The sequence below is a fragment of the Methyloversatilis sp. genome, from assembly GCF_030696805.1.
Lineage (GTDB): Bacteria > Pseudomonadota > Gammaproteobacteria > Burkholderiales > Rhodocyclaceae > Methyloversatilis.
The window spans coordinates 16,143-36,257 of record NZ_JAUYRO010000054.1 but is presented as its reverse complement, the minus strand read 5'-3'; the positions used below and the strand labels follow the sequence as shown (position 1 = coordinate 36,257).

Below are 20,115 nucleotides of genomic sequence, written 5' to 3'. Positions count from 1 at the left end.
TTTCTGCCGGCCGTGGCTACCAGCCGCGTGCGCCGAACATCATGCGCCGGCCGATGAACTGGCGGGCCGGCGGACAGGCATCCAGCAGTGCGAGCGCGGCGCCCCGCGCATGGCCGGCGAGGGCGCCCAACCCGGGTTGTCTGCCGCCGAAGCCGAAGATGCGCACCAGACCGTCGGTGAATCGGCCGGTGGCCATCCGGTCGGCACGGCGCAGCCGGGCGTACGCCTGCAGCGCCACGGCCGGATCACCCGCATGGCGCGCCAGCGCAGGCAGCAGACAGGCGGACAGCTGGGCGACATCGCGCAGGCCGAGATTGAGGCCCTGGCCGGCCACCGGGTGCAGCGTCTGCGCTGCATTGCCCAGCCAGACCTGGCGTCCGCTGACGATGTCGCGGCGCATGCGCAGGGTCAGTGGCCACGCGCTGCGCGGGCCGATGGCTGAAAACTCGACGCGTCCACCCAATGCGTCACTCACGCGCGCGCCGAATGCGGCATCGGATTCGGCAATCAGCGTCTGGACATCGTGGCTGGCGCAGGTGTACACAAGCGCGTAGTCACGGCCACACGGCAGAAGTGCCACCGGGCCCTGCGAGGTGAAGCGCTCGTAGGCCACGTTGTCGTGTGGCCGGACCGGCGTGACCAGCGCGATCACGGCGTGCTGGTCGTAGTCACGCTGTTGTGACAGCAGCTCGTCATCGGCGATCCGCCCTTCGCACCACAGCAGTGCGCGCGCCGTCATGTCGCCCCCCGCAGTGCGGACGCGCACCGTCTCGTTGGCCTCGTGCGCACCGAGCACTGCGGTGTCGTGCTGCACGGTCAGACCGAGCTGACCGGCGCGTTCGCGCAGTGCGCGCACCAGCGTGCCGGCGCGCGCCACATGGCCGAGCGCCTCCAGACTGAAATCTTCAGCGCGCAATTCGGTGCGGCCCAGGTGGCCGCGCTGCGAAATATGGATGCGCCGGATCGGCGTGGTGTCGGCAACCGGCCAGACCTGCAGGCCGCGCAGTATGTCGCGCGAACCGGCCGACAGCGCGATCACGCGCGTGTCGTCGAGCGCGCGCCCGACGGGGCCGGCGTCCAGCACCGCCACGTCGAGCCCGGCGGCGCGCAGCGCACAGCCGGCAGCCAGCCCGACCGGGCCGGCGCCGACGATGACGGCGTCGCGCACAATCGCAGTGGGTGCGTCACTCATCCGCGTGCCTCGCGCATGACCGCCTCGACCTCGGCGATCGTCTTCGGCGTGGCCGAGGTGTAGATATCGCAGCCGTCGGCGGTCACCACCACGTCGTCTTCGATGCGGATGCCGATGTTCCAGAACGCTTCCGGTACGTCGTCGGCCGGGCGCACGTAGCAGCCGGGTTCGACGGTGAGCACCATGCCGGCTTCGAGCGTGCGCCAGTCCTGCTCGCCGGCGCCGGCACTGCCCGGTCGCGGTCGGTACTCGCCGGCGTCGTGCACGTCCATGCCCAGCCAGTGGCCGGTGCGATGCATGTAGAAGCGCTTGTAGGTGCCCTGTTCGATCACGCTGTCGGCGCTGCCTTCGAGCATCTTCAGGTCGATGAAGCCCTGGGCGAGCACGCGCACGGCAGCATCGTGATAGTCGATGAAACGCGCCCCCGGCCGCACTGCGGCAAATGCGGCGTCCTGTGACGCCAGCACAAGCTGGTACAGGTCGCGCTGGGCCGCGCTGTAACGCCCATTCACCGGCCAGGCGCGGGTGACGTCGGACGCATAGCCGCCCAGTTCGCAGCCGGCGTCGATCAGCAGCAGGTCGCCATCGCGCAGGAGCGCATTGTTCGACACGTAATGCAGCACGCAGGCGTTGGCGCCGCCCGCCACGATGGAGCCATAGGCCGGCGCTTCCGAACCGGACCGACGGAATTCGTACAGCAGTTCGGCTTCGATCTCGTATTCGAAGGCGCCCGGCCGCGTGGCCTGCATGGCGCGCCGGTGTGCGCGGGCGGAAATTTCGGCCGCACGGCGCATGAAGGCCAGTTCGTGCGTGTCCTTGATCAGCCGCATGTCGTCCAGCGGCTGGCGGATGTCCAGCAATTCTGACGGGGCAAACTTTCCCGCTCGGCTCTGCGCGCGCACCGCATTCAATGCCGACATCATGCGGCTGTCCCACGCGGCATCTTCACCGATCACGTAGTGCAGGCGCGGCTGGTTGGCAATCAGCTCGGCCAGCTTCGCGTCCAGCTCGGCATAGCAGTGCGCCTCGTCGAAGCCGAATTGTTCCCGTGCGGCATCCGGCCCGTGCCGCCAGCCGTCCCAGATTTCCCGTTCTTCGTTCTTTTCGCGGCAGAACAGGATGGCGCGAGGCGCATCGCCGGCGATCAGCACCAGTACCGCCTCCGGTTCGCTGAATCCGGTCAGGTAATAGAAGTAACTGTCGTGGCGGTAACCGTAATGCGTGTCGCGGTTGCGCAGGTGTTCGGGGGCCGTGGCGATCACGGCGACACCGCTGCCCATGCGTTCGATCAGGCGGGCGCGGCGTTCTGAATAGGGGTGCATGGCGGGTTCCGGCGTTCGATCAGGACGGGAGTTTAAAGCCAACAGACCCGGGGCTCCGGAAAGCGTTCCGGCGCCTGACGCCCCACCCGGTCCGGAAACGTCCTGTTTCATGTCGCGGCGGATTTGCTTAAGTCTCCATTAATGTTCGCCGGCAAACATGCACTCCATCCCAATGGAGGCACGCGATGAACCAGGCCGCAACACTGAGTACCCTTGCAGGAAAGTCCGCCGCGCATTCGGCCAGTGTCCGTGCGTGCGTGCTGGGTCGCGGCATGGCGCCCGCGTTGTCCGACCCGGCGCTCGAAGTCGTCGGCCGGCTGCACCCTGAACGTGCTGCCCTCGAGCACTTCATCGCCGGCTGCTTCTTCCGCGGCTACGGCGCAGCGATCACGCACTTTGCCGACACGCTGCTGGGCGTGCGCAACAGCGAGGGTCAATGGGCGGCCGGACTGGGTTACAGCCTGCCGGGCGTGCGTCCGGTATTCATCGAACAGTATCTCGATGTACCGCTCGAAAGCGCGTTGGGCGGCGTGCTGGGCGAGCGCGTCGCCCGCGCTGCGGTGGCCGAAGTAGGCAATATGGCGTCGACGTCCGCCGGACTGGGGCGTCTGCTGATTGCGCTCGCCACGCAGCATTTCTATGCGCAGGGCCTGGATTACGTGGTGTTCACGGCCACGCGCGCGCTGGCCAATTCATTCGTGCGCCTGGGCATTCCGATCTTTCCGGTGGCGGTGGCCGACCCGGCGCGGCTGCACGATGGTGTCGGCAACTGGGGCAATTACTACCGCAACAGCCCGACCGTCATGGTCGGTCGCATTGCCAGCGGTCTGCACACCGTGGTCGAGGACGCCGCGTGAGCCGTCAGGCTGTGCTGATCGATGCGCAGGGTGCGGTCGATGACGCGACCATCGCTGGCCGCGTCGACGCGCTGAGCGAACGGCTGGCCGGATGTCCGGCGCACGTCGTTGCCCTGCTGGCCGACAACGGCATCGACTGGCTGGTGGCCGATCGGGCGATCCGGCAGGCCAACCGGGTCGCGCTGCCGCTGCCGACGTTCTTCACCGATGCGCAGTGCCGGCACGCGCTCGATGCGGCCGGTGCGCCGGTGCTGCTGACGGATGACCCGTCACGCGCCGTGCGTCTCGGGCTGAGCGCCGACACGAAGTCATTGCCGGGTCTGTCGATGTGGACACGGCGCGATGAATCGGCCGTCGTCGTGCCGCCGATGACCACGAAAATCACCTTCACGTCTGGTACGACCGGCCAGCCCAAGGGGGTCTGCCTGACGGCGGCGCAGCTGTCGGCGGTCACCGGTTCACTCGAGCAGGTTGCGCGCGAGCTGGGCATCCGGCGTCACCTGTGCATGCTGCCGCTGGCCGTACTGCTCGAAAACGTGGCGGGCGCCGATGTGGCCCTCGCGCTCGATGGCGAATGCGTGGTGCCGCCGCTGGCCGACGTCGGGTTGCACGGTTCGAGCAGTTTCGATGTGCGGGCGGCGCTGGCCGCGCTGCATCGCTGGCAGCCGGACAGCATCATCCTGCTGCCGCAGATGCTGACCGCGCTGGTCGCCGCCGCCGAGGCCGGTGCGCCGGTTCCGCACGGCCTGAAGCTGGTGGCGGTAGGGGGTGCCCGAGTGTCGCCCGATCTGATCACGCGTGCGCGGGCGCTCGGTTTTCCGGCCTGCGAAGGGTATGGCCTGTCGGAAGCCGGATCGGTCGTGGCGCTGAACCGGCCGGACGATGCGCCCGGCGCGGTCGGCCGGGTGCTGCCGCATCTGCGTGCGGAGATCGCTCCAGATGGCGAAATCCTGCTGCATGGCAGCCGACTGGCTGGCTATCTGGGCGCTGCCGCGCCAGCAGACGGACCGCTGCACACCGGCGACATCGGCCACATTGATGCGGGTGGCCTTCTGCACGTCACCGGCCGCGTCAAGCACCAGATCATTACCGGCTTCGGTCGCAATGTGGCGCCTGAATGGCCGGAAGCGGAACTGCTTGCGGCACCTGCCGTGGCGCAGGCGGTGATGTTCGGCGAGGGCAGGCCCGGTCTGGCCGCGGTCATCGTGCCGCGCGGCGAGGTGACCGATGAAGCGCTCGCCGCCGTGGTGGCCGCGGCCAACGACCGCCTGCCCGATTACGCCCGGATCATTCACTGGCTGCGTGCCGACGCACCTTTTTCCGCGCTCAACGGGCAGGCGACCGACAACGGCCGCGTGCGCAGGGATCCCATCTTCCGGGCCTACGGCGAACGGCTCGCCGTGCTGTACGCAACACCTAGCGAAGCACACCTTCCCTTCACTGCGGAGACCTTTACCGATGTCGTTTCATGAACGCCTGCAGCGCGAAACCGCTGCCGAACGCGCCCATCTGCTGAGCGCCCCCATCCTGCAGGACGCTGTATCCGGTCGCGTGACGCTGGCGCAGTACCGTGCCTTCCTCGGTCAGGCTTTTCATCACGTACGACACACCGTACCGCTGCTGATGGCCTGCGGCGCGCGCCTGCCGGCGCGCCACGAAGCGCTTCGGCACGCCATTGCCGAGTACATCGACGAGGAGATCGGCCACGAGGAATGGATACTCGACGACATCGCGGCCTGTGGCGGGCAGCGCGAAGTCGCCCGCAACGCGTTGCCCGGGGTCGAGGCCGAACTGATGGTGGCCTACGCGCACGACTGGATTGCGCGCAAGAACCCGGTCGGATTCTTCGGCATGGTGCATGTGCTCGAAGGCACCAGCGTGTCGATCGCGACCAGCGCGGCCGAGCGCATCGCGCACAGCCTGCATCTGCCGCCGGCCGCTTTCACCTACCTCAATTCCCACGGCACGCTGGACCAGGAGCACGTGCGCTTCTTCGCCACCCTGATGGACAGCCTGGACGACGAGGACGACCGGCTCGCGGTCATCCATGTGGCACGTGTGATGTACCGGCTGTACGGCGACCTGTTTCGCTCGCTGACTCGCTCGCTGACGCCGCAGCAAGTAGCGGTCGCGGCATGAAGGCAGATCTGCGCGGGGTGCTGACCGGCGCGACGGGCGGCATCGGCGCGGCAATTGCGAAGGCGCTGGCTCCGCGCTGTGCCGCGCTGCTGCTGGTCGGTCGCGACGTGGTGAAACTGGCGGCGCTGCAGGCGGAATTGACATTCGCATTTCCCGCGCTGGACGCGCGCATCGTGCGCGCCGACCTGACGACAGCAGCGGGCCGTGGCGCCGTGCTGGTGGCCGCCGAAGCCTTGCCGGACGGTGCGAACCTGCTGATCAACAATGCCGGTGTCGGCCAGCTCGCATGGTTCGAGGACCAGTCAGCCGAACAGATCGAACACATCCTGCACACCAATGCGCTGTCGCCGATGCTGCTGGTGCACGCGTTGCTGCCGCTGCTGCACCGGCAGCCTGAGGCGCGCGTGGTGAACATCGGCTCGATCCTGGGCGATATCGGTCATCCGGGCAGCGTTGCCTACTGCGCGAGCAAGTTCGCGCTGCGCGGCTTCAGCGAAGCGCTGCGCCGCGAGCTCGTCGGCAGCCGTATCGAAGTGCAGTACCTCGCGCCGCGTGCCACGCAGACCGCACTGAACAGCCCGGCCCAGGTCGCGCTGAACCGCGAACTGGGCGTTGCCAGCGATACGCCTGAAACCGTCGCGCAGGCGCTGCTGGCGCTGCTCGACAACCGGCGTCCGGAAGGCCACCTGGGCTGGCCGGAACGTCTTTTCGTCCGGATCAACCGTATGCTGCCGTCGCTGGTCGATTCCAGCCTCGCAAAGCAGCTGCCGGTCATTCGTCGTCATGCACAAACAGTCAGCAAATGAGAGGAGTCCGCAAATGAGGATGTCGATCAAGTCCTTCCTGTCCGTTACCGCCCTGTTCCTGATCACGCCGGCCTGGGCAGGTCTGGACGAGTCGATCACCCGACTGCAGTCGGAGTGGGAACAGATCAAGTACAAGCAGCCGGCCGACAAGCATGAAAAGGCCTACGAGGCGCTGACCAAGGATGCCGCCGCTGTGCGCGTGGAGCACCCGGACCGCTCCGAAGCGGACATCTGGTACGCCATCGCACTGGCCAGTCAGGCGGGTGCGAAGGGCGGGCTCGGCGCACTGTCGCTGGCCAGGGAAGCGCGCACCGTGCTGGAACAGTCGCTGGCGCGCAATCCGGAGGCGCTGAACGGCTCGGCTTACGTGACGCTGTCGTCGCTGTACTGCCAGGTGCCCGGCTGGCCGATCGGCTTCGGCGACAAGGACAAGGCGCGCGAACTGCTGAACAAGGCCCTCGCGCTCAACCCGAATGGCATCGACCCGCACTATTTCATGGGTGATTGCCTGTACCGGGCCGGCGAGTATGAGAAGGCGCGTGCGTCGCTCGAGACGGCGCTCAAGGCGCCGGCCCGGCCGAACCGCCCGCTGGCCGACGAAGGGCGCCGCAAGGAAATCGAAGCCCTGATGGTCAAGGTGAAAGAGAAGCTCAAGTAGTCCGCCTGACACCGCATGACCGGCCGCAACGCGTTTTGGAGCGACAATGACGCACTTCCGATATGGCGCCATCCGACCGATGAGGGTTCTGCTGGTTGAAGACGACGAGTTGCTCGGCAGCGGCATCTGCGACGCGCTCGAGCGCACGCGCTACACCGTCGAGTGGGTGCGCGATGGCGCGCAGGCGCTTGAGGCGCTGCGTGGTTCGGGCGTCGATCTGGCCGTACTCGATCTCGGCCTGCCCCGGATGGACGGCATGGAGGTGCTGCGCCGCGCGCGAGAGGCCGGCGTGACCACACCGGTGCTGGTGCTCAGTGCGCGCGACACCACGCTGCAGCGTATCGGTGGCCTGGACGCCGGCGCCGATGACTACCTCACCAAGCCGTTCGATCTGGACGAACTGATGGCGCGCATCCGCGTGCTGGAGCGGCGCACCCGCGGCGCCGTCGTCAACGTGATCCGCCACGGCGATATCGAAGTCGACACCTCGGCTATGACGGTCAGCGTCGAGGGCCGCAATGTGGACCTGCAGCGCCGCGAATACATGGTGCTGCGAAAACTGCTGGAAAACATCGGCCACGTGCTGAGCCGGCAGCAACTGGTGGACAACATCTACGGCTGGGACAGCGAACTCGAAAGCAATGCGCTTGATGTGCATATCCACAATCTGCGGCGCAAGTTGCACCCCGGTCTGATTCGCACCGTGCGTGGTGTCGGCTACGTGATCGATCCGCTGCCGGCGGCCGCCCGGTCAGACAGCTGAAGTGGCATCGCCGGGACGCGTGTCGATACGTCTGCTGCTGCTGGCCGGCAGCGCAGTCATCCTGCTCGGCGTGCTGGGCAGCACCGTGTGGCTGGCCGTCGTGGCCGGGCGCGACGAGGCGGACGAGCTGTTCGACGCCCGCCTCGCCACGTCGGCCCGTGTGCTCGACAGCCTGATGGTGCGCCAGATCGAGCACGCTACCCTCAATGCGCCGCTCGTCATGGATCTGCCGGCACCGATCCGTGCCGGGGCCCGGGCGCACGAAAGGGCGCTCGAAGCCGGGGCGAACATGTCTTTTTCGTGGCAGCTGCAGGACTGGCTGTTCGGGCATCACGATGTCGAGTCCTCACTTGGCCACGAATACGAAACCCATATCGCCTACCAGATATGGAGCGAAGGGGAGGAGGGCGCCGCGGCTCTGCTCGCGCGCTCCTCGTCCGCACCGGCGGCACCCTTTGCACCGCTGCGCAAGGGCTTCAGCGACCACACGCTGGAGGACGGTGTGTGGCGCGTGTTCGTGCTGCATTCGGGCGACGTGTGGATACAGGTTGCCGAGCGCGCCGACGCGCGCGAGGAACTGTCGGCCAAGCTGGGCTGGGCCACCGGTGCGCCGCTGCTGATCGGCTTGCTGATCGTGCTGCTGCTGACCGGCCTGCTGATCGGCTACGGGCTGGCGCCGCTGTCCGAACTGGCTGAACGCATTTCAGCCCGTCGGCCGCAGGACGACGAGCCACTTTCGCTGACCCGCGTGCCGAGCGAGATCGCACCGGTGCTGAGCGCGCTCAACGGCCTGTTCGGCCGTGTGCGCAGCACGCTGGAACGCGAACGTCGCTTCATCGATTCCGCCGCGCACGAGTTGCGGACACCGCTGGCCGCATTGAAGATACATGCCCAGAACGCCCGCCGCGCGGAAGACGCCGCACAGCGTGACGCCTCGCTCGATCACTTGCTGGCCGGCGTGTCGCGCTCGGTGCATCTGACCGAACAGATGCTTGCGCACAGTCGCGCCGGTCGTCAGGCTGACTGCGTGCCGGTGTCGCTGCGCGAAGTGACCCGCGACGCGGTGGCGCAGCGCCGGCCGGGTTGCGACGCGAGCGGACATCCGCTGGAACTCAATCTGTGCGACACATCGTGCATGGTGCTGGCGGACGCGACCGGGCTGTCGAGCATGGTGGGCAACCTGATCGACAACGCGCAGCGCTATGCCCCGTCAGGCAGCACGATTCAAGTTGCGCTGAGCGCGCGCGGCGGGTCGGCAGTGCTGACGGTCAGCGACGCCGGGCCGGGCATTCCGGCCGAACTGCGCGAACGCGTGTTCGAGCCCTACTACCGAATACCGGGTTCGGCCGGCAGCGGCAGCGGCCTCGGGCTGGCCATCGTGCGCGAAGTGGTCGAACGTCTCGGCGGCCAGATTGCGCTGCTCGATGGCGAAGGCGGCCAAGGCATGCGCGTGGAACTGACGATTCCCTTGCTCAGCGAGCGCTGACCGAGCGCACCAGCGCGTCCACGTCGGCCAGTCGCTGTGGCGTTCCGACGTCGAACCAGTGGCCGGTGTGCAGCGCGCCGGTCACGCGCCGGTCACGCATCGCTGCGCGCAGCAGCGGTGCCAGCTTCGCCGGCGCATCCGGGTCGAGCGCGGCAAACATTGACGGGTGGTAGGCCGCGACGCCGGAAAACGTCAGCTTCGGCCCGCCGGTTTCGCCCGCCTGCCCGTCGACCAGCGTGAAGTCGCCGTCGGGGTGATGCGGCGGATTCGGCACCAGAAGCAGATGGGCCAGCGTGCCGTCCGCCTGCGCCGTGTCGGCAGCGCGTTGCAGGGCGGCGACATCGACATCGCACCAGGTGTCGCCGTTGATCACGATGAAGGGCCGTGCCCCGAGCAGCGGCATTGCATGCGCGATGCCGCCCGCGGTTTCCAGTGCGCCCGGCGGCTCGGCCGACCAGCGGATGGCTGCGCCAAATGCCGCGCCGTCGCCCAGCGCTTCGACCAGCTTGTTGCCGAGGTGGGCGTGGTTGATCACCAGATCGGTCACGCCGGCCGCCACCAGCCGCTCGATGTGCCACACGATCAGCGGCTTGCCGCCGACTTCAAGCAGCGGCTTGGGCAGGTGATCGGTCAGCGGCCGCATGCGTTCGCCGCGTCCGGCCGCGAGGATCATGGCCTTCATCGAAGTCGTCTCAGAAGGTGTAGCCGGCCTGCGGCGTGATGCCTTCCAGCCGCTGCAGCAGGCGGGCGAGCGGCGCCAGGTCGCGGTAACGCAGGCTGGTCTGCAGCAGATACTTCATCACCCGCGGCAGGTCCTCCAGGTAACCGTCCTTGCCGTCGCGGTGGTGCAGGCGCGCAAAAATGCCCAGTACCTTCAGGTGGCGCTGCACGCCCATGAATTCGTAATCGCGGTGGAAGTCGGCAAAGTCGGCACGCACCGGCAGGCCGGCGCTGCGCGCGCCCTGCCAGTAGCGGATCAGCCAGTCGAGCACCTGATCCTCTTCCCAATCGATGTAGGCGTCCTTGAACAGGCTGACCAGGTCGTAGCTGATCGGGCCGTAAACGGCGTCCTGGAAGTCGATCACGCCCGGGTTGGGCAAGGTGACCATCAGGTTGCGGCTGTGGTAGTCGCGGTGCACGAAAACCTGCGGCTCGGCCAGATTGACCGCAAGCACCCGGTCGAACACCTCGTACAGCGCGTTCGCTTCCTTTTCATCGAGCTCGGCCTGCAGGTGGCGGCCGACGTACCAGACCGGGAACAGTTCCATCTCGGCCAGCAGCCGGTCGTGGTCGTAGGCCGGCAGCACGTTCGGGCGGCTGGCTTTCTGGATGTCGATCAGCGCGCGGGTCGCGTCGTGGTACAGCGCGGCAGCGTTGTCGGCGTCGAGCACGTCGAGATAGGTGGTATTGCCAAGGTCGGACAACAGCAGGAAGCCGCGTTCGACATCCTGCGCGAGCACCGCCGGCACGTGGGCGCCGGCCGCTTCGAAGAGCGTCTGCACCGCGAGAAAGGGGCGGCAGTCTTCCTGTGGCGCCGGGGCGTCCATTGCAACGTGACTGGTGCCCTCGTCCAGCGTCACGCGGAAATAGCGACGGAAGCTGGCGTCGGCCGAAGCGGGGCGGATGTCGAGCGGACGACCGGGAAACTGCTGCTGCAGCCAGCCGGTCAGGGCGTCAAGGCGAAGGTCTTGTGTCATGGGGCGGGTGTCGTGGGCGAGCTGAGGACGAGCTGTAGGCGTCCGGACGGGCGGATGACGGCAAATTGTTGCCGATGCGGGCCGGGAAGCGGGTGGCGTTTGATAAGATGCGCGATTCTATAACGCGGCTGCGGACAGTCCGGCAGATGCACGCCGTGACGCTGTTGCCGTCATCCAACCGCGATCTGCCCGCTTCCAGTTTCCTCATTCGTGCTCAGGCGTTCCGTCACTTTCTATCTGGTCTGGATGTCCTGCGCCGCGCAGGCGGCCGACGCGCTGCCGCAGTTGAAGGTCGATCCTTCGCTGGTGCCGCAGTCGCGCCGTCCGGCGGCGACCGTGAAAGGCACGACACCGCCGAAGCCGGGCAGCACGCCTGCCGCGACGCCGACTGCGCCTGCCCAGCCTGCGACGGTCGAAACCGTGCCGGTGCCGGCGCCCGACGAAGTTGTTGCGACCCCTGTTTCACCGAACGAAGCGGTCGGAACTCCGGCGGCTGCCACCGTGGCGGCCCCCGCCGCAGCAGTGCCTGCCGAGGCCTCGGCCGAGCCGGTGAAGCCGGTGAAGCCGGCCGAACGCGCCGTGACTGCCGTACCCGCTGCACCGGTCGACGCTGCTACCGCGCCGGCCCCGCGCAATCTGCCGGCGCTCAAGGTCGACCGGGCACTGCTGCGGCAACCGTCTTCGATCGCGCGCCGCGCTGCGCCCGGCGTGCAGCCGCCGGACGACATTCCGGTGCGCGGCAATGTGAGCACGGCGCGCAACATGCCGCCGCTGAAGGTCGATCGCGCACTGATGGGCGCGCCGCCCGTTGCGCGCCGCGTGAAGCCTGCGCCGGCGGAGGGCATCGCCGCCGCAGCCGCGGTGCCCGGCGCAGCAGCCGTCGCCGAGTCGGGCATGCCGGGTGCCGCCTCGCTGCCGAGCCTCGTGCCCGAGGGCGATGCGTCGCAGATGATGTACGGCAAGATGACACTGTCGGAGTTCGTTGCGCGCAATCCGGATTCGCGCGTCACGCTGCTGTCGGCCGAATCCGTCAGCGGCACCACCGACGAAGTCATGCGCGCCGAAGGCAACGCAGAATTGCGTCGCCCCGGCACCACGCTCACCGCCGACCGTATCAACTACGAACCACCGACCGAAGAGCTGCAGGCCGACGGCAATGTGCGTCTGGTGCGAGGCGAAGACCGGATCGAGGGCCCGTCGCTGCGCTACCGGCTCGATCGCAGCGAAGGGGTGTTCGAAAAGCCGCAGTACTCGCTGCGCCGCAACCTGCAGACCGGCGAGAACTTCAGAACGACCACCGGTACCGGCCAGGCCGACCGGATGGAGTTTCTGGGCGAGAACCGGGTGCGCATGACGAACGCCACCTACTCGACCTGCGGGCCGGACAACCCCGACTGGTATGCGAAGGCGGAAACGCTGGACCTGAACTTCGAATCCGATGATGGCGAGGGCCGCAACGGCACGATCTATTTCAAGGATGTGCCGGTGCTGTATTCGCCCTGGCTCGATTTTTCGCTGAACAACCGTCGCAAGTCGGGTTTCCTGTCGCCGACCTTCGGTACGACCAACCGGACCGGTTTCGACTTCCTGCTGCCGTACTACTGGAACATCGCGCCCAATATGGACGCGACGATTGCACCGCGTGTGCTCGGTACGCGCGGCCTGATGATGAGCAACGAGTTCCGCTATCTGAACCACAACTACAGCGGCATCGCGCGGCTCGACTACCTGTTCAGCGACCGCATACTGGATCGCGATCGCCATGCGCTGAGCCTGCAGCACACGCACCGGATCACCAACCGGCTGACTGCCAGCCTCAACTACAACGAAGTGTCGGACCGCAACTACTACACCGACCTGGGCACACGCCTCGCGATCACGTCGATCAGCTACCTGCCGCAAGACGCCGCGCTGACCTACTCCGGTGACTGGTGGAGTGCCACGGCGCGCGTGACCGAGTACCAGTCGCTGGCCAATCTGGCGCCGCTGTATTCGCAGATGCCTGCGGTCACGCTGAATGCGTTCCGCGCGGATCTGCCTTTCGGTTCCGTGTTCCAGATGAAGAGCAGCTATACCGACTTTCGCATCAGCGACTTGACGCGCGACGAAGGCCGCCGCATCGTCGTCTATCCGCAGTTGTCGTTGCCGATGCAGACTTCCTACCTGTCGGTGACGCCGAAGATCGGCGTGCATTACAGCAATTACGATGTCACGCGCGGCAGCAACAATGCCGGGCTGGACACCTCGCTGACGCGCGCCATCCCGATATTCAGTCTCGACGCCGGCACCGTCTTCGAACGCGATTCCGACCTGTTCGGACAGGGTTACGTACAGACCCTCGAGCCGCGTCTGTATTACGTGCTGTCTTCGTACAAGAATCAGTCCGATTTCCCGGTGTTCGACACCGCACTGGCCGACTTCAACTTCGCACAGATCTTTTCCGAGAATGTGTTCGTCGGTCAGGACCGCATTGCCGACAGCAACCAGATCACCGCCGCGACCATCTCGCGTTTCATCGATCCGGAAAATGGACGCGAGCGCGCCCGTGTCGCCCTCGGGCAACGTTTTTATCTGAGCGATCAGTTGGTCACGCTGCCGGGCGGAACGCCGCGCACCGAGCGCATCGCGAGCACGCTGGCTGCGGTGTCGGGCGAGTTGCTCAAAGATACGTATCTGGACGCTGCGATCCAGTACAACACCGACCTTTCGCAGACCGAGCGCTACAGCGTGTCGGCCCGCTACAACCCGCGTCCGGCGCATGTGTTCAACGCGGCATACCGCTTTCGCCGCTCCAACAATCCGGCAATCAATGATGTGCGCGACGTCGACTTTTCGGTGCAGTGGCCGCTGACCAACCGCTGGTATGCAGTGGCGCGGCACAACTACTCGGTCGCCGATCGCCGGCTGGTCGAAGGCCTCGGCGGCCTGGAATACAACGGCGGCTGCTGGGTCGGTCGCATCGTGTTCCAGCGGATTGCCCTCGGTGCGCGGCTGCCGGGGCAGACGACGACCGAGCTGCGCACGCGCACTGCACTTTTCTTCCAGCTCGAACTCAATGATTTTTCACAGATCGGCTCGAACCCGCTGGATGCGCTCAAGCGCAGCATTCCGGGCTATGGCCAGATCAACCAGAGCGCCGCCGATCCGATCTTCGGCGGTGATTACTGATGGACCTCCGAACATGCTGAATAAAATCCTCACCTTCCTGCTTTTGTCAGCGTTGGGTTTCGCCTCGGCGGGCACCGCGCAGGCGCAGCCCGCCGAGCGGCCGGACATTGTTGAAGTGGATCGCATCGTCGCCGTGGTGAACGACGAAGTGATCACGCTGCACGAATTGCGGTCGCGCATTTCCGAAACGTTTGCGCAGATGCGCAGCCGCAATGTCACGCCGCCGCCGGCCGAAGAGTTCGAGCGCCAGCAGCTCGAACGCATGATTCTTGAAAAGGTGCAGCTGCAGCACGCCGCCGAGACACAGCTGCGTGTCGACGACCGGCTGCTCGACGCCAGCCTTTCGCGCATCGCCGAAAGCAACCGCATGGACGTGCCGCAACTGCGCGCGGCCATCGAGCAGGACGGCATGCCGTGGGCGCGCTTCCGCGAAGACATCCGCAAGCAGATCGTCATGAGCCGCCTGCGCGACCGCGAGGTCGAAAGTCGCGTCGTGGTGACCGAAGGCGAGATCGCCAACTTCATCGCGAATCCGGAGCGCAAGCCGGATCAGAACGAGGAGTACAACGTGTCGCATATCTTGCTGCGGGTGCCGGAAGGCGCGAGCCCCGAGCAGCTGATCCGGCTCAAGGCGCGTGCCGACGCCGCACTCGAACAGATCCGCAAGGGCGAAGAGTTTTCGCGCATCGCAGCGTCGTATTCCGACGCGCAGGACGCCGTCAATGGCGGCAGCCTCGGCTGGCGGTCGCTCGATCGCATGCCGTCACTGTTCGCCGATGCGGTGCCGAAGATGAAACTGGGTGAAGTGAGTGATGTGATGCGCAGCCCGGCCGGCTTCCACCTGCTGTTGGTGGTCGACAAGCGCGGGGGCAGCGGCAGCAGTGACGAGTCGCGCGTCACGCAGACCCATGCGCGCCACATCCTGATCAAGACATCCGAAGTGCTCAACGACGCCGAGGCGCGTCGCCGGCTGGCCGGGCTGAAGGAACGGCTGGACAACGGCGGCGATTTCGCCGAACTGGCGCGCACCAATTCGCAGGATCTGTCCTCGTCAAAGGGCGGCGATCTGGGCTGGCTGTATCCGGGTGACACGGTGCCGGAGTTCCAGCGCGTGATGGACGGTCTGAAGGTGGGCGAAGTCAGCGAGCCGGTGCAGTCGCCATTCGGCTGGCACCTGATCCAGGTGGTCGAGCGGCGCGTCGACGAAGTGTCGCTCGAGCGCCAGCGCGCAGCTGCCCGCATGACGCTGCGTGATCGCAAGGCCGAAGAGGTGTATCAGGACTGGGTACGCCAGCTGCGCGACAACGCCTACGTCGAAATCCGGCTGGCCGACGAACGGTGACGCACCCGCGCCCCTGCATCGCCCTGACCAGCGGCGAGCCGGCGGGCATCGGGCCGGAATTGTGCGCCGCACTGCACGCGCGCACGTCTGTCGCACGACTGGTCGTACTCGGTGACGCCGGGTTGATCGCTGCGCGTGCGCCGCAGGGCGCCGGACTGTCGGCGCCGATGGTTCCTTATTCGGCTTCAGGTGACGCACCGGCCGGCGCGATCGAAGTGCTGCACATTCCGCTGCGTGCCCCGGCCGTACCGGGCCGGCTTGACACCGCCAACGCGCCCTATGTGCTCGAACTGCTCGACCGCGCCCGCGATGGCTGCCTGCGCGGCGAATTCGACGCCATGGTCACGGCACCGGTGCACAAGGGCGTCATCAACGATGCCGGCATCCCGTTTTCCGGCCACACCGAATACCTGGCCGACACCACCTCGACACCGCGCGTCGTCATGATGCTGGCGGGCCGGACTGCCGAAAACGACACCGCGCCCTGGCTGCGCGTGGCGCTGGCCACCACCCACCTCGCGCTGGCCGACGTGCCGGCCGCCATCACGCGTGAATCGCTCACCACCACGCTGCGCATCCTGCACGACGCGCTGCGCCGACAGTTCGGCATCGCGCAGCCGCGCATCCTGGTGGCGGGGCTGAACCCGCACGCAGGCGAGGGCGGTCATCTGGGTCGGGAAGAGATCGACGTCATCACGCCGGTGCTGAACGCCCTGCGCGCCGAAGGCATGCAGCTCGACGGGCCGCTGCCGGCCGACACGCTGTTCGTGCCGCGCCTGCTGGCCGGCGCCGACGCCGTGCTCGCGATGTATCACGACCAGGGCCTGCCGGTGCTCAAGTACGCCACCTTCGGCCGCGGCATCAACATCACGCTCGGCCTGCCCATCGTGCGCACCTCGGTCGATCACGGCACCGCGCTCGACCTCGCCGGCACCGGCCGTGCCGACGCCGGCAGCCTGATCGAGGCGGTCGATGCCGCCATCGCGATGGCGGCGGCTGCGGTTGGCATCAGAGTGGGCGGCTGAGCATGGAAGAACACCGCGCCCGAAAACGCTTCGGCCAGAATTTCCTGGTCGATGGCAACATCATCCGCAACATCGTCGCCGCCATCGACCCGAAGCCGGCACAGGCCATGGTCGAGATCGGCCCCGGTCTGGGTGCCATGACGCGCCCGCTGGCGGCACAGCTGGACCGCCTGCACGTGATCGAAATCGACCGCGATCTGGCGGCGCGGCTGCGCGAGGGCGATCTGGCGGACCGGCTGGTGATCCACGAACAGGACGCGCTCAAGTTCGACTTCGGCGCCCTGAGCGTCGAGCTCGGGTCAGCGCTGCGCGTGGTCGGCAACCTGCCGTACAACATTTCCAGCCCGCTGCTGTTCCACCTCGCCGATCACGCGACCTGCGTGACCGACCTCACCTTCATGCTGCAGAAGGAAGTGGTGGACCGCATCGTGGCCGCGCCCGACACCGAAGCATTCGGCCGCCTGTCGGTCATGCTGCAGTACCGCTTCGAGTGCGCGCACGTGTTCGACGTGCCGCCCGGCGCGTTCCGGCCCATGCCCAAGGTGATGTCGGCCATCGTGCAACTGCGGCCGCGCCCGGTCGAGCAACTCACTGCACGCGATCCGCAGTTGATGGCCGACATCGTCAAGGCCGCCTTTGGTCAGCGCCGCAAGACGCTGCGCAACACGCTGCGCGAGTGGCTGTCTCAGAACGACTGGGACGCACTTGCCATCGACGCCTCACGACGCGGCGAAACCCTCGGTGTCGCCGACTACGTGCGCATCGCGAATCACATCAGCGATCGCCGCGCAGGCACGCCCACCAGCGCCTGAACCGCTCAGGCTGGTTTCTTCACGCCGCAGCTGTTGATGCCCAGAAGCGAGTAGGCCGGGCAGAAATTGAACAGACCCGTGAGCAGCGGCACAACACCGATATACCCCCACACCCCGACGGTGCCGGTTGCAGCCAGCGCGATCAGCGCCAGGCCGATGACGATGCGAGCGATCTTGTCGATTCCGCCGACGTTGGATTTCATGATGAAGCTCCCTGTGGGTTGAAAAGGTGACTTCATATTGCGCCGCGGACGGGGTGCGGTCTGTGACTGCAGTTACATGACTGGCGCGCGCACGGCCGGCGACCGCGCGGTCACCTAACCAGGCTGTAGAGTGTTTTTGACTCCGGGAAATTATTATGTAATATGACATAAGGATTTAACGGAGCGTTGTCGATGCACGCCTTTTGTCGTCTCTTTCCGGTCGTTTTGCTGGTCAGCCTGCCGTTCGGGCTCGCCGCATCGCCGGAGCCGTCTGACCGGTTGATCGACGAAAGGCGCGCATCGGAGCGCGATGCACGCTGGAAGCGCGCGCCCACGCCAATGCCGGCGCAGCCGCAGCCCGCGCTGCACAGCCATCCGGCCGACGTCGATGAAACCGGCGCAACGTCGCGCTTCCGCGCTATCCGCATTGAAACGTCCGGGCTGCTCCCGGACGCATCGGTCAATGCCTTGATGGTGCCGTTTCTCGAGCTGCCACTCGGACGCCAGCGGATCGAACTGCTGCTGCGCCAGCTCGATGCGCAACTGGTCGAAGCGGGCTGGATCACCAGTCGCGCGCGTCTGCTGTCGCTCGACGCGCAGGCGGCTGAGCTGGTCATCGAGCTGGTACCCGGGCGGATCGAATCGCTGCGCGCACCGGGCATCGATGCAGCCGCCCTGGCACGTGCCTTCCCGTTCGCCGTCGGCGAGGCGCTGTCGCTGCCGGCGCTCGAACAGGGGGTGCAGCAGATCAACAGGCTGCGCATGTATCAGGCGCAGGTTCGCGTATTGCCGGGCAACACGGCCGGAACGAGCCTGCTCGATATCGTGCTGAACGAGGGGCGCGCGTGGTCGATGGCCTTCGGCGTCGACAATCAGGGCTCATCGACCACCGGCGGCGAGCGCCTGCGCGTCACGGCGCGGGCTGGCAATGTGTTGGGCTGGCTGGACGACCTCCAGCTTGCACTGCTGCACAGCACCGGCAGTGACGCCGTGTTGGCGTCGCTGTCCGTACCCGATGGCTACAACCTGTGGTCGGTGACCGTTTCCGGCTCCCGCGCATCGTTCGACATCGCGGGGCTGAACGTCACCAGCCGGTCGGCCAGCGCGGTACTGGGCTGGAGTCGAGTGCTGTGGTCGTCGGCCGGCGGTCGCAGCGTCATCGATGTGTCGCTGATCCGGTCGCGGCTGGCGCGCGACATCGAATCGGTCGCGCTGCAGACCGAGCACAGCACGGTCAGCCGTGCCGCCTGGATGCACATCCTGCGCGGCGAGCGCTGGCAAGTGTTCATCGAACCCTCACTGTCGGCCGGTCTGCCGCTGCTTGGCGCGACGCATGACCGTCCTGACCTGTCGCGCGGCGACACGCACCGCCAGTTCCTCAAGTGGGCGATCGCCGCGGGTGCCGTCGTCCGCAGTGCGTCGGATGAGATCGAATACGCGGTGCAGCTGACGGCGCAGCGTGCCGGCGAAAGCCTGATCGGCGCCGAACAGATCCACCTCGGCGGCTTTGCCAGCGTCAGAGGCTTCCGCGAAGTGTCGGTGTCGGGCGATACCGGTCACGTGCTGCGCTCGGAACTGAGGCTGCCGCAGGCGTTCAGGGCGGCGGGGCTTCCGGTCGTTCCCTTCGTGCATGTCGATCATGGCGCCGCTCGGCAGTCTGAAGGTCGGCGCAATACGCTGGCCAGCGCTGGCCTCGGTGCTCGCGGCGCCGGCCGGGGCATGCTGTGGGAAGGCGTCGTCAGCGTACCCATCGCGCGCGAAACCGATCTGCCGTCGCCCGGTTGGCGCGCGCATCTGTCGCTGTCGTTCGAAATATGAACGCCCTGCTGCGGCTCTGTCTGGCGGCACTGCTGGTCAGCCCGACCACTCACGCTGCCTCGACTGCCAGACCGGTGGCGCAGGTCAATGGCATCGATATCCCGCGCGCGGCATTCGACGCCGAAGTCACCCGCTTGCAGTCGACCGGCATGGCGGTCGATGCGGCAACGTCGAATGCCGTCCGCCACCGCCTCATCGCACGCGAATTGCTGTGGCAGAAGGTGCGCGCGAGTGGAATGTGTGATGCGTCCGGCGTGTGCGATGACACTTCGCGCGACGCGCTGATCGAGGCCTATGTGAATCGCCATGTGCCGGTGGTCGAGGTCAGCGAACAGGCGATCCGGGCACGCTACGACGACATCGTTTCCCGCCTCGGGCAGCGCGAGTTCCGTTTCAGCGTGATCGGGATGAATGACCCCGACGCGCTGCGTGCACTGGCAAAACGTATTGCGGCAGGCGCCGATTTCGCACGCGAGGCGCGCACACACTCGCATTTCGCTTCGACGTCGAAGGGTGGCGAACTCGGCTGGCACAGCTTTCCCGAACCAGTGATCGATGGCCGGACAAACGGCGTACCCATCCGCATCGCGCAGGCACTGGCGGGCATGCAGCCCGGGCAGGTCAGCCCGCCGCTGAAGGCAGACGAGGGCTGGGCCGTCGTCCGGCTCGATGCGGTACGCCCGACGCTGATGCCGGACTACGCAACCGTGCGCGAAACCTTGCGCAGTCTGCTGGCCGCGCAGGCGCGCGAGGCGCAGCTGCGCGAACTGATCGTCGACCTGTTGCGGCACGCCCGCATCACGGTCAGCGACTGAGGGCTGCTTCGA

At 66.9% G+C, this 20,115-nt stretch carries 18 protein-coding genes; 13 read left to right on the top strand and 5 right to left on the bottom strand.

Annotated features, from left to right (window positions below):
• Nucleotides 1–16: 16 nt before the first annotated feature.
• Nucleotides 17–1,192, bottom strand: a complete 1,176-nt coding sequence (locus Q8R75_RS10345; RefSeq protein ID WP_305615188.1) for an FAD-dependent monooxygenase — start codon at nt 1,190–1,192, stop codon at nt 17–19.
• Nucleotides 1,189–2,514 (bottom strand): aminopeptidase P N-terminal domain-containing protein, encoded by a 1,326-nt coding sequence (locus tag Q8R75_RS10340; protein ID WP_305615186.1) that lies wholly within the window; start codon nt 2,512–2,514, stop codon nt 1,189–1,191. Before Q8R75_RS10340 ends, Q8R75_RS10345 begins: the two co-directional genes overlap by 4 nt.
• A 185-nt stretch (nt 2,515–2,699) precedes the next feature.
• On the opposite strand from Q8R75_RS10340, the gene Q8R75_RS10335 reads away from it, so the two are divergent.
• From Q8R75_RS10335 to Q8R75_RS10305, 7 genes are all read left to right on the top strand, one after another.
• Nucleotides 2,700–3,371: a thermostable hemolysin gene (locus tag Q8R75_RS10335; protein WP_305615184.1), complete on the top strand. Its 672-nt coding sequence runs from the start codon at nt 2,700–2,702 to the stop codon at nt 3,369–3,371.
• Nucleotides 3,368–4,843 carry an AMP-binding protein gene (locus Q8R75_RS10330; protein ID WP_305615182.1) on the top strand — a complete coding sequence of 492 codons (1,476 nt, stop codon included), beginning with the start codon at nt 3,368–3,370 and terminating at the stop codon, nt 4,841–4,843. The genes Q8R75_RS10335 and Q8R75_RS10330 overlap by 4 nt, the downstream gene beginning before the upstream one ends.
• Nucleotides 4,830–5,510 (top strand): iron-containing redox enzyme family protein, encoded by a 681-nt coding sequence (locus Q8R75_RS10325; protein WP_305615180.1) that lies wholly within the window; start codon nt 4,830–4,832, stop codon nt 5,508–5,510. Before Q8R75_RS10330 ends, Q8R75_RS10325 begins: the two co-directional genes overlap by 14 nt.
• On the top strand, nt 5,507–6,316 hold the full coding sequence (locus Q8R75_RS10320) for an SDR family oxidoreductase (protein WP_305615174.1): 810 nt from the start codon (nt 5,507–5,509) through the stop codon (nt 6,314–6,316). The genes Q8R75_RS10325 and Q8R75_RS10320 overlap by 4 nt, the downstream gene beginning before the upstream one ends.
• A 13-nt stretch (nt 6,317–6,329) precedes the next feature.
• The gene (locus tag Q8R75_RS10315) at nt 6,330–6,974 is read left to right on the top strand and encodes a tetratricopeptide repeat protein (RefSeq protein WP_305615173.1); all 645 of its coding nucleotides are present in this window, start codon (nt 6,330–6,332) and stop codon (nt 6,972–6,974) included.
• Nucleotides 6,975–7,053: 79 nt separating this feature from the next.
• On the top strand, nt 7,054–7,737 hold the full coding sequence (locus Q8R75_RS10310) for a response regulator transcription factor (RefSeq protein WP_305615202.1): 684 nt from the start codon (nt 7,054–7,056) through the stop codon (nt 7,735–7,737).
• Between the two features lie 19 nt (nt 7,738–7,756).
• On the top strand, nt 7,757–9,223 hold the full coding sequence (locus Q8R75_RS10305; protein ID WP_305615171.1) for an ATP-binding protein: 1,467 nt from the start codon (nt 7,757–7,759) through the stop codon (nt 9,221–9,223).
• Here the strand turns inward: Q8R75_RS10305 and Q8R75_RS10300 are convergent.
• Together Q8R75_RS10300 and Q8R75_RS10295 are read right to left on the bottom strand one after the other, a co-directional pair.
• Nucleotides 9,210–9,905 (bottom strand): N-acetylmuramate alpha-1-phosphate uridylyltransferase MurU, encoded by a 696-nt coding sequence (locus Q8R75_RS10300; RefSeq protein WP_305615169.1) that lies wholly within the window; start codon nt 9,903–9,905, stop codon nt 9,210–9,212. The two genes, Q8R75_RS10305 and Q8R75_RS10300, sit on opposite strands and share 14 nt — an antisense overlap.
• 10 nt (nt 9,906–9,915) lie before the next feature.
• Nucleotides 9,916–10,920, bottom strand: coding sequence for a phosphotransferase (locus tag Q8R75_RS10295; RefSeq protein ID WP_305663649.1), 1,005 nt, complete (start codon nt 10,918–10,920; stop codon nt 9,916–9,918).
• Nucleotides 10,921–11,130: 210 nt separating this feature from the next.
• Here Q8R75_RS10295 and Q8R75_RS10290 point away from each other — a divergent pair, with 210 nt between their 5' ends.
• Genes Q8R75_RS10290 through rsmA form a run of 4 tightly spaced genes read left to right on the top strand, consistent with a single transcriptional unit; the run spans nt 11,131 to nt 17,267 of the window.
• Nucleotides 11,131–14,088 carry an LPS-assembly protein LptD gene (locus Q8R75_RS10290; protein WP_305615165.1) on the top strand — a complete coding sequence of 986 codons (2,958 nt, stop codon included), beginning with the start codon at nt 11,131–11,133 and terminating at the stop codon, nt 14,086–14,088.
• 13 nt (nt 14,089–14,101) lie between these two features.
• A complete protein-coding gene (locus Q8R75_RS10285; RefSeq protein WP_305615163.1) occupies nt 14,102–15,430 on the top strand; it encodes a peptidylprolyl isomerase in 1,329 nt (442 codons plus the stop codon).
• Nucleotides 15,427–16,455, top strand: a complete 1,029-nt coding sequence (gene pdxA, locus Q8R75_RS10280) for a 4-hydroxythreonine-4-phosphate dehydrogenase PdxA (RefSeq protein ID WP_305615161.1) — start codon at nt 15,427–15,429, stop codon at nt 16,453–16,455. The genes Q8R75_RS10285 and pdxA overlap by 4 nt, the downstream gene beginning before the upstream one ends.
• A 2-nt stretch (nt 16,456–16,457) precedes the next feature.
• Nucleotides 16,458–17,267, top strand: coding sequence for a 16S rRNA (adenine(1518)-N(6)/adenine(1519)-N(6))-dimethyltransferase RsmA (gene rsmA, locus Q8R75_RS10275; protein WP_305615159.1), 810 nt, complete (start codon nt 16,458–16,460; stop codon nt 17,265–17,267).
• Nucleotides 17,268–17,272: 5 nt separating this feature from the next.
• On the opposite strand, the gene Q8R75_RS10270 is transcribed toward rsmA, so the two are convergent.
• Nucleotides 17,273–17,470 carry a DUF2892 domain-containing protein gene (locus Q8R75_RS10270; protein ID WP_305615157.1) on the bottom strand — a complete coding sequence of 66 codons (198 nt, stop codon included), beginning with the start codon at nt 17,468–17,470 and terminating at the stop codon, nt 17,273–17,275.
• Between the two features lie 192 nt (nt 17,471–17,662).
• On the opposite strand from Q8R75_RS10270, the gene Q8R75_RS10265 reads away from it, so the two are divergent.
• Nucleotides 17,663–19,288: a ShlB/FhaC/HecB family hemolysin secretion/activation protein gene (locus tag Q8R75_RS10265; RefSeq protein ID WP_305615155.1), complete on the top strand. Its 1,626-nt coding sequence runs from the start codon at nt 17,663–17,665 to the stop codon at nt 19,286–19,288.
• Nucleotides 19,285–20,103: a peptidylprolyl isomerase gene (locus tag Q8R75_RS10260; protein WP_305615153.1), complete on the top strand. Its 819-nt coding sequence runs from the start codon at nt 19,285–19,287 to the stop codon at nt 20,101–20,103. The genes Q8R75_RS10265 and Q8R75_RS10260 overlap by 4 nt, the downstream gene beginning before the upstream one ends.
• Nucleotides 20,104–20,115 lie beyond the last annotated feature (12 nt).

Excerpts from the sequence above, each read along its gene's own strand:
- Q8R75_RS10345 (WP_305615188.1), bottom strand. The coding sequence starts at position 1,192 with ATGAGTGACGCACCCACTGCGATTGTGCGCGACGCCGTCATCGTCGGC.
- Q8R75_RS10340 (WP_305615186.1), bottom strand. The coding sequence starts at position 2,514 with ATGCACCCCTATTCAGAACGCCGCGCCCGCCTGATCGAACGCATGGGC.
- Q8R75_RS10335 (WP_305615184.1), top strand. The coding sequence starts at position 2,700 with ATGAACCAGGCCGCAACACTGAGTACCCTTGCAGGAAAGTCCGCCGCG.
- Q8R75_RS10325 (WP_305615180.1), top strand. The coding sequence starts at position 4,830 with ATGTCGTTTCATGAACGCCTGCAGCGCGAAACCGCTGCCGAACGCGCC.
- Q8R75_RS10320 (WP_305615174.1), top strand. The coding sequence starts at position 5,507 with ATGAAGGCAGATCTGCGCGGGGTGCTGACCGGCGCGACGGGCGGCATC.
- Q8R75_RS10315 (WP_305615173.1), top strand. The coding sequence starts at position 6,330 with ATGAGGATGTCGATCAAGTCCTTCCTGTCCGTTACCGCCCTGTTCCTG.
- Q8R75_RS10310 (WP_305615202.1), top strand. The coding sequence starts at position 7,054 with ATGAGGGTTCTGCTGGTTGAAGACGACGAGTTGCTCGGCAGCGGCATC.
- Q8R75_RS10300 (WP_305615169.1), bottom strand. The coding sequence starts at position 9,905 with ATGAAGGCCATGATCCTCGCGGCCGGACGCGGCGAACGCATGCGGCCG.
- Q8R75_RS10295 (WP_305663649.1), bottom strand. The coding sequence starts at position 10,920 with ATGACACAAGACCTTCGCCTTGACGCCCTGACCGGCTGGCTGCAGCAG.
- Q8R75_RS10285 (WP_305615163.1), top strand. The coding sequence starts at position 14,102 with ATGCTGAATAAAATCCTCACCTTCCTGCTTTTGTCAGCGTTGGGTTTC.
- rsmA (WP_305615159.1), top strand. The coding sequence starts at position 16,458 with ATGGAAGAACACCGCGCCCGAAAACGCTTCGGCCAGAATTTCCTGGTC.
- Q8R75_RS10270 (WP_305615157.1), bottom strand. The coding sequence starts at position 17,470 with ATGAAATCCAACGTCGGCGGAATCGACAAGATCGCTCGCATCGTCATC.
- Q8R75_RS10265 (WP_305615155.1), top strand. The coding sequence starts at position 17,663 with ATGCACGCCTTTTGTCGTCTCTTTCCGGTCGTTTTGCTGGTCAGCCTG.
- Q8R75_RS10260 (WP_305615153.1), top strand. The coding sequence starts at position 19,285 with ATGAACGCCCTGCTGCGGCTCTGTCTGGCGGCACTGCTGGTCAGCCCG.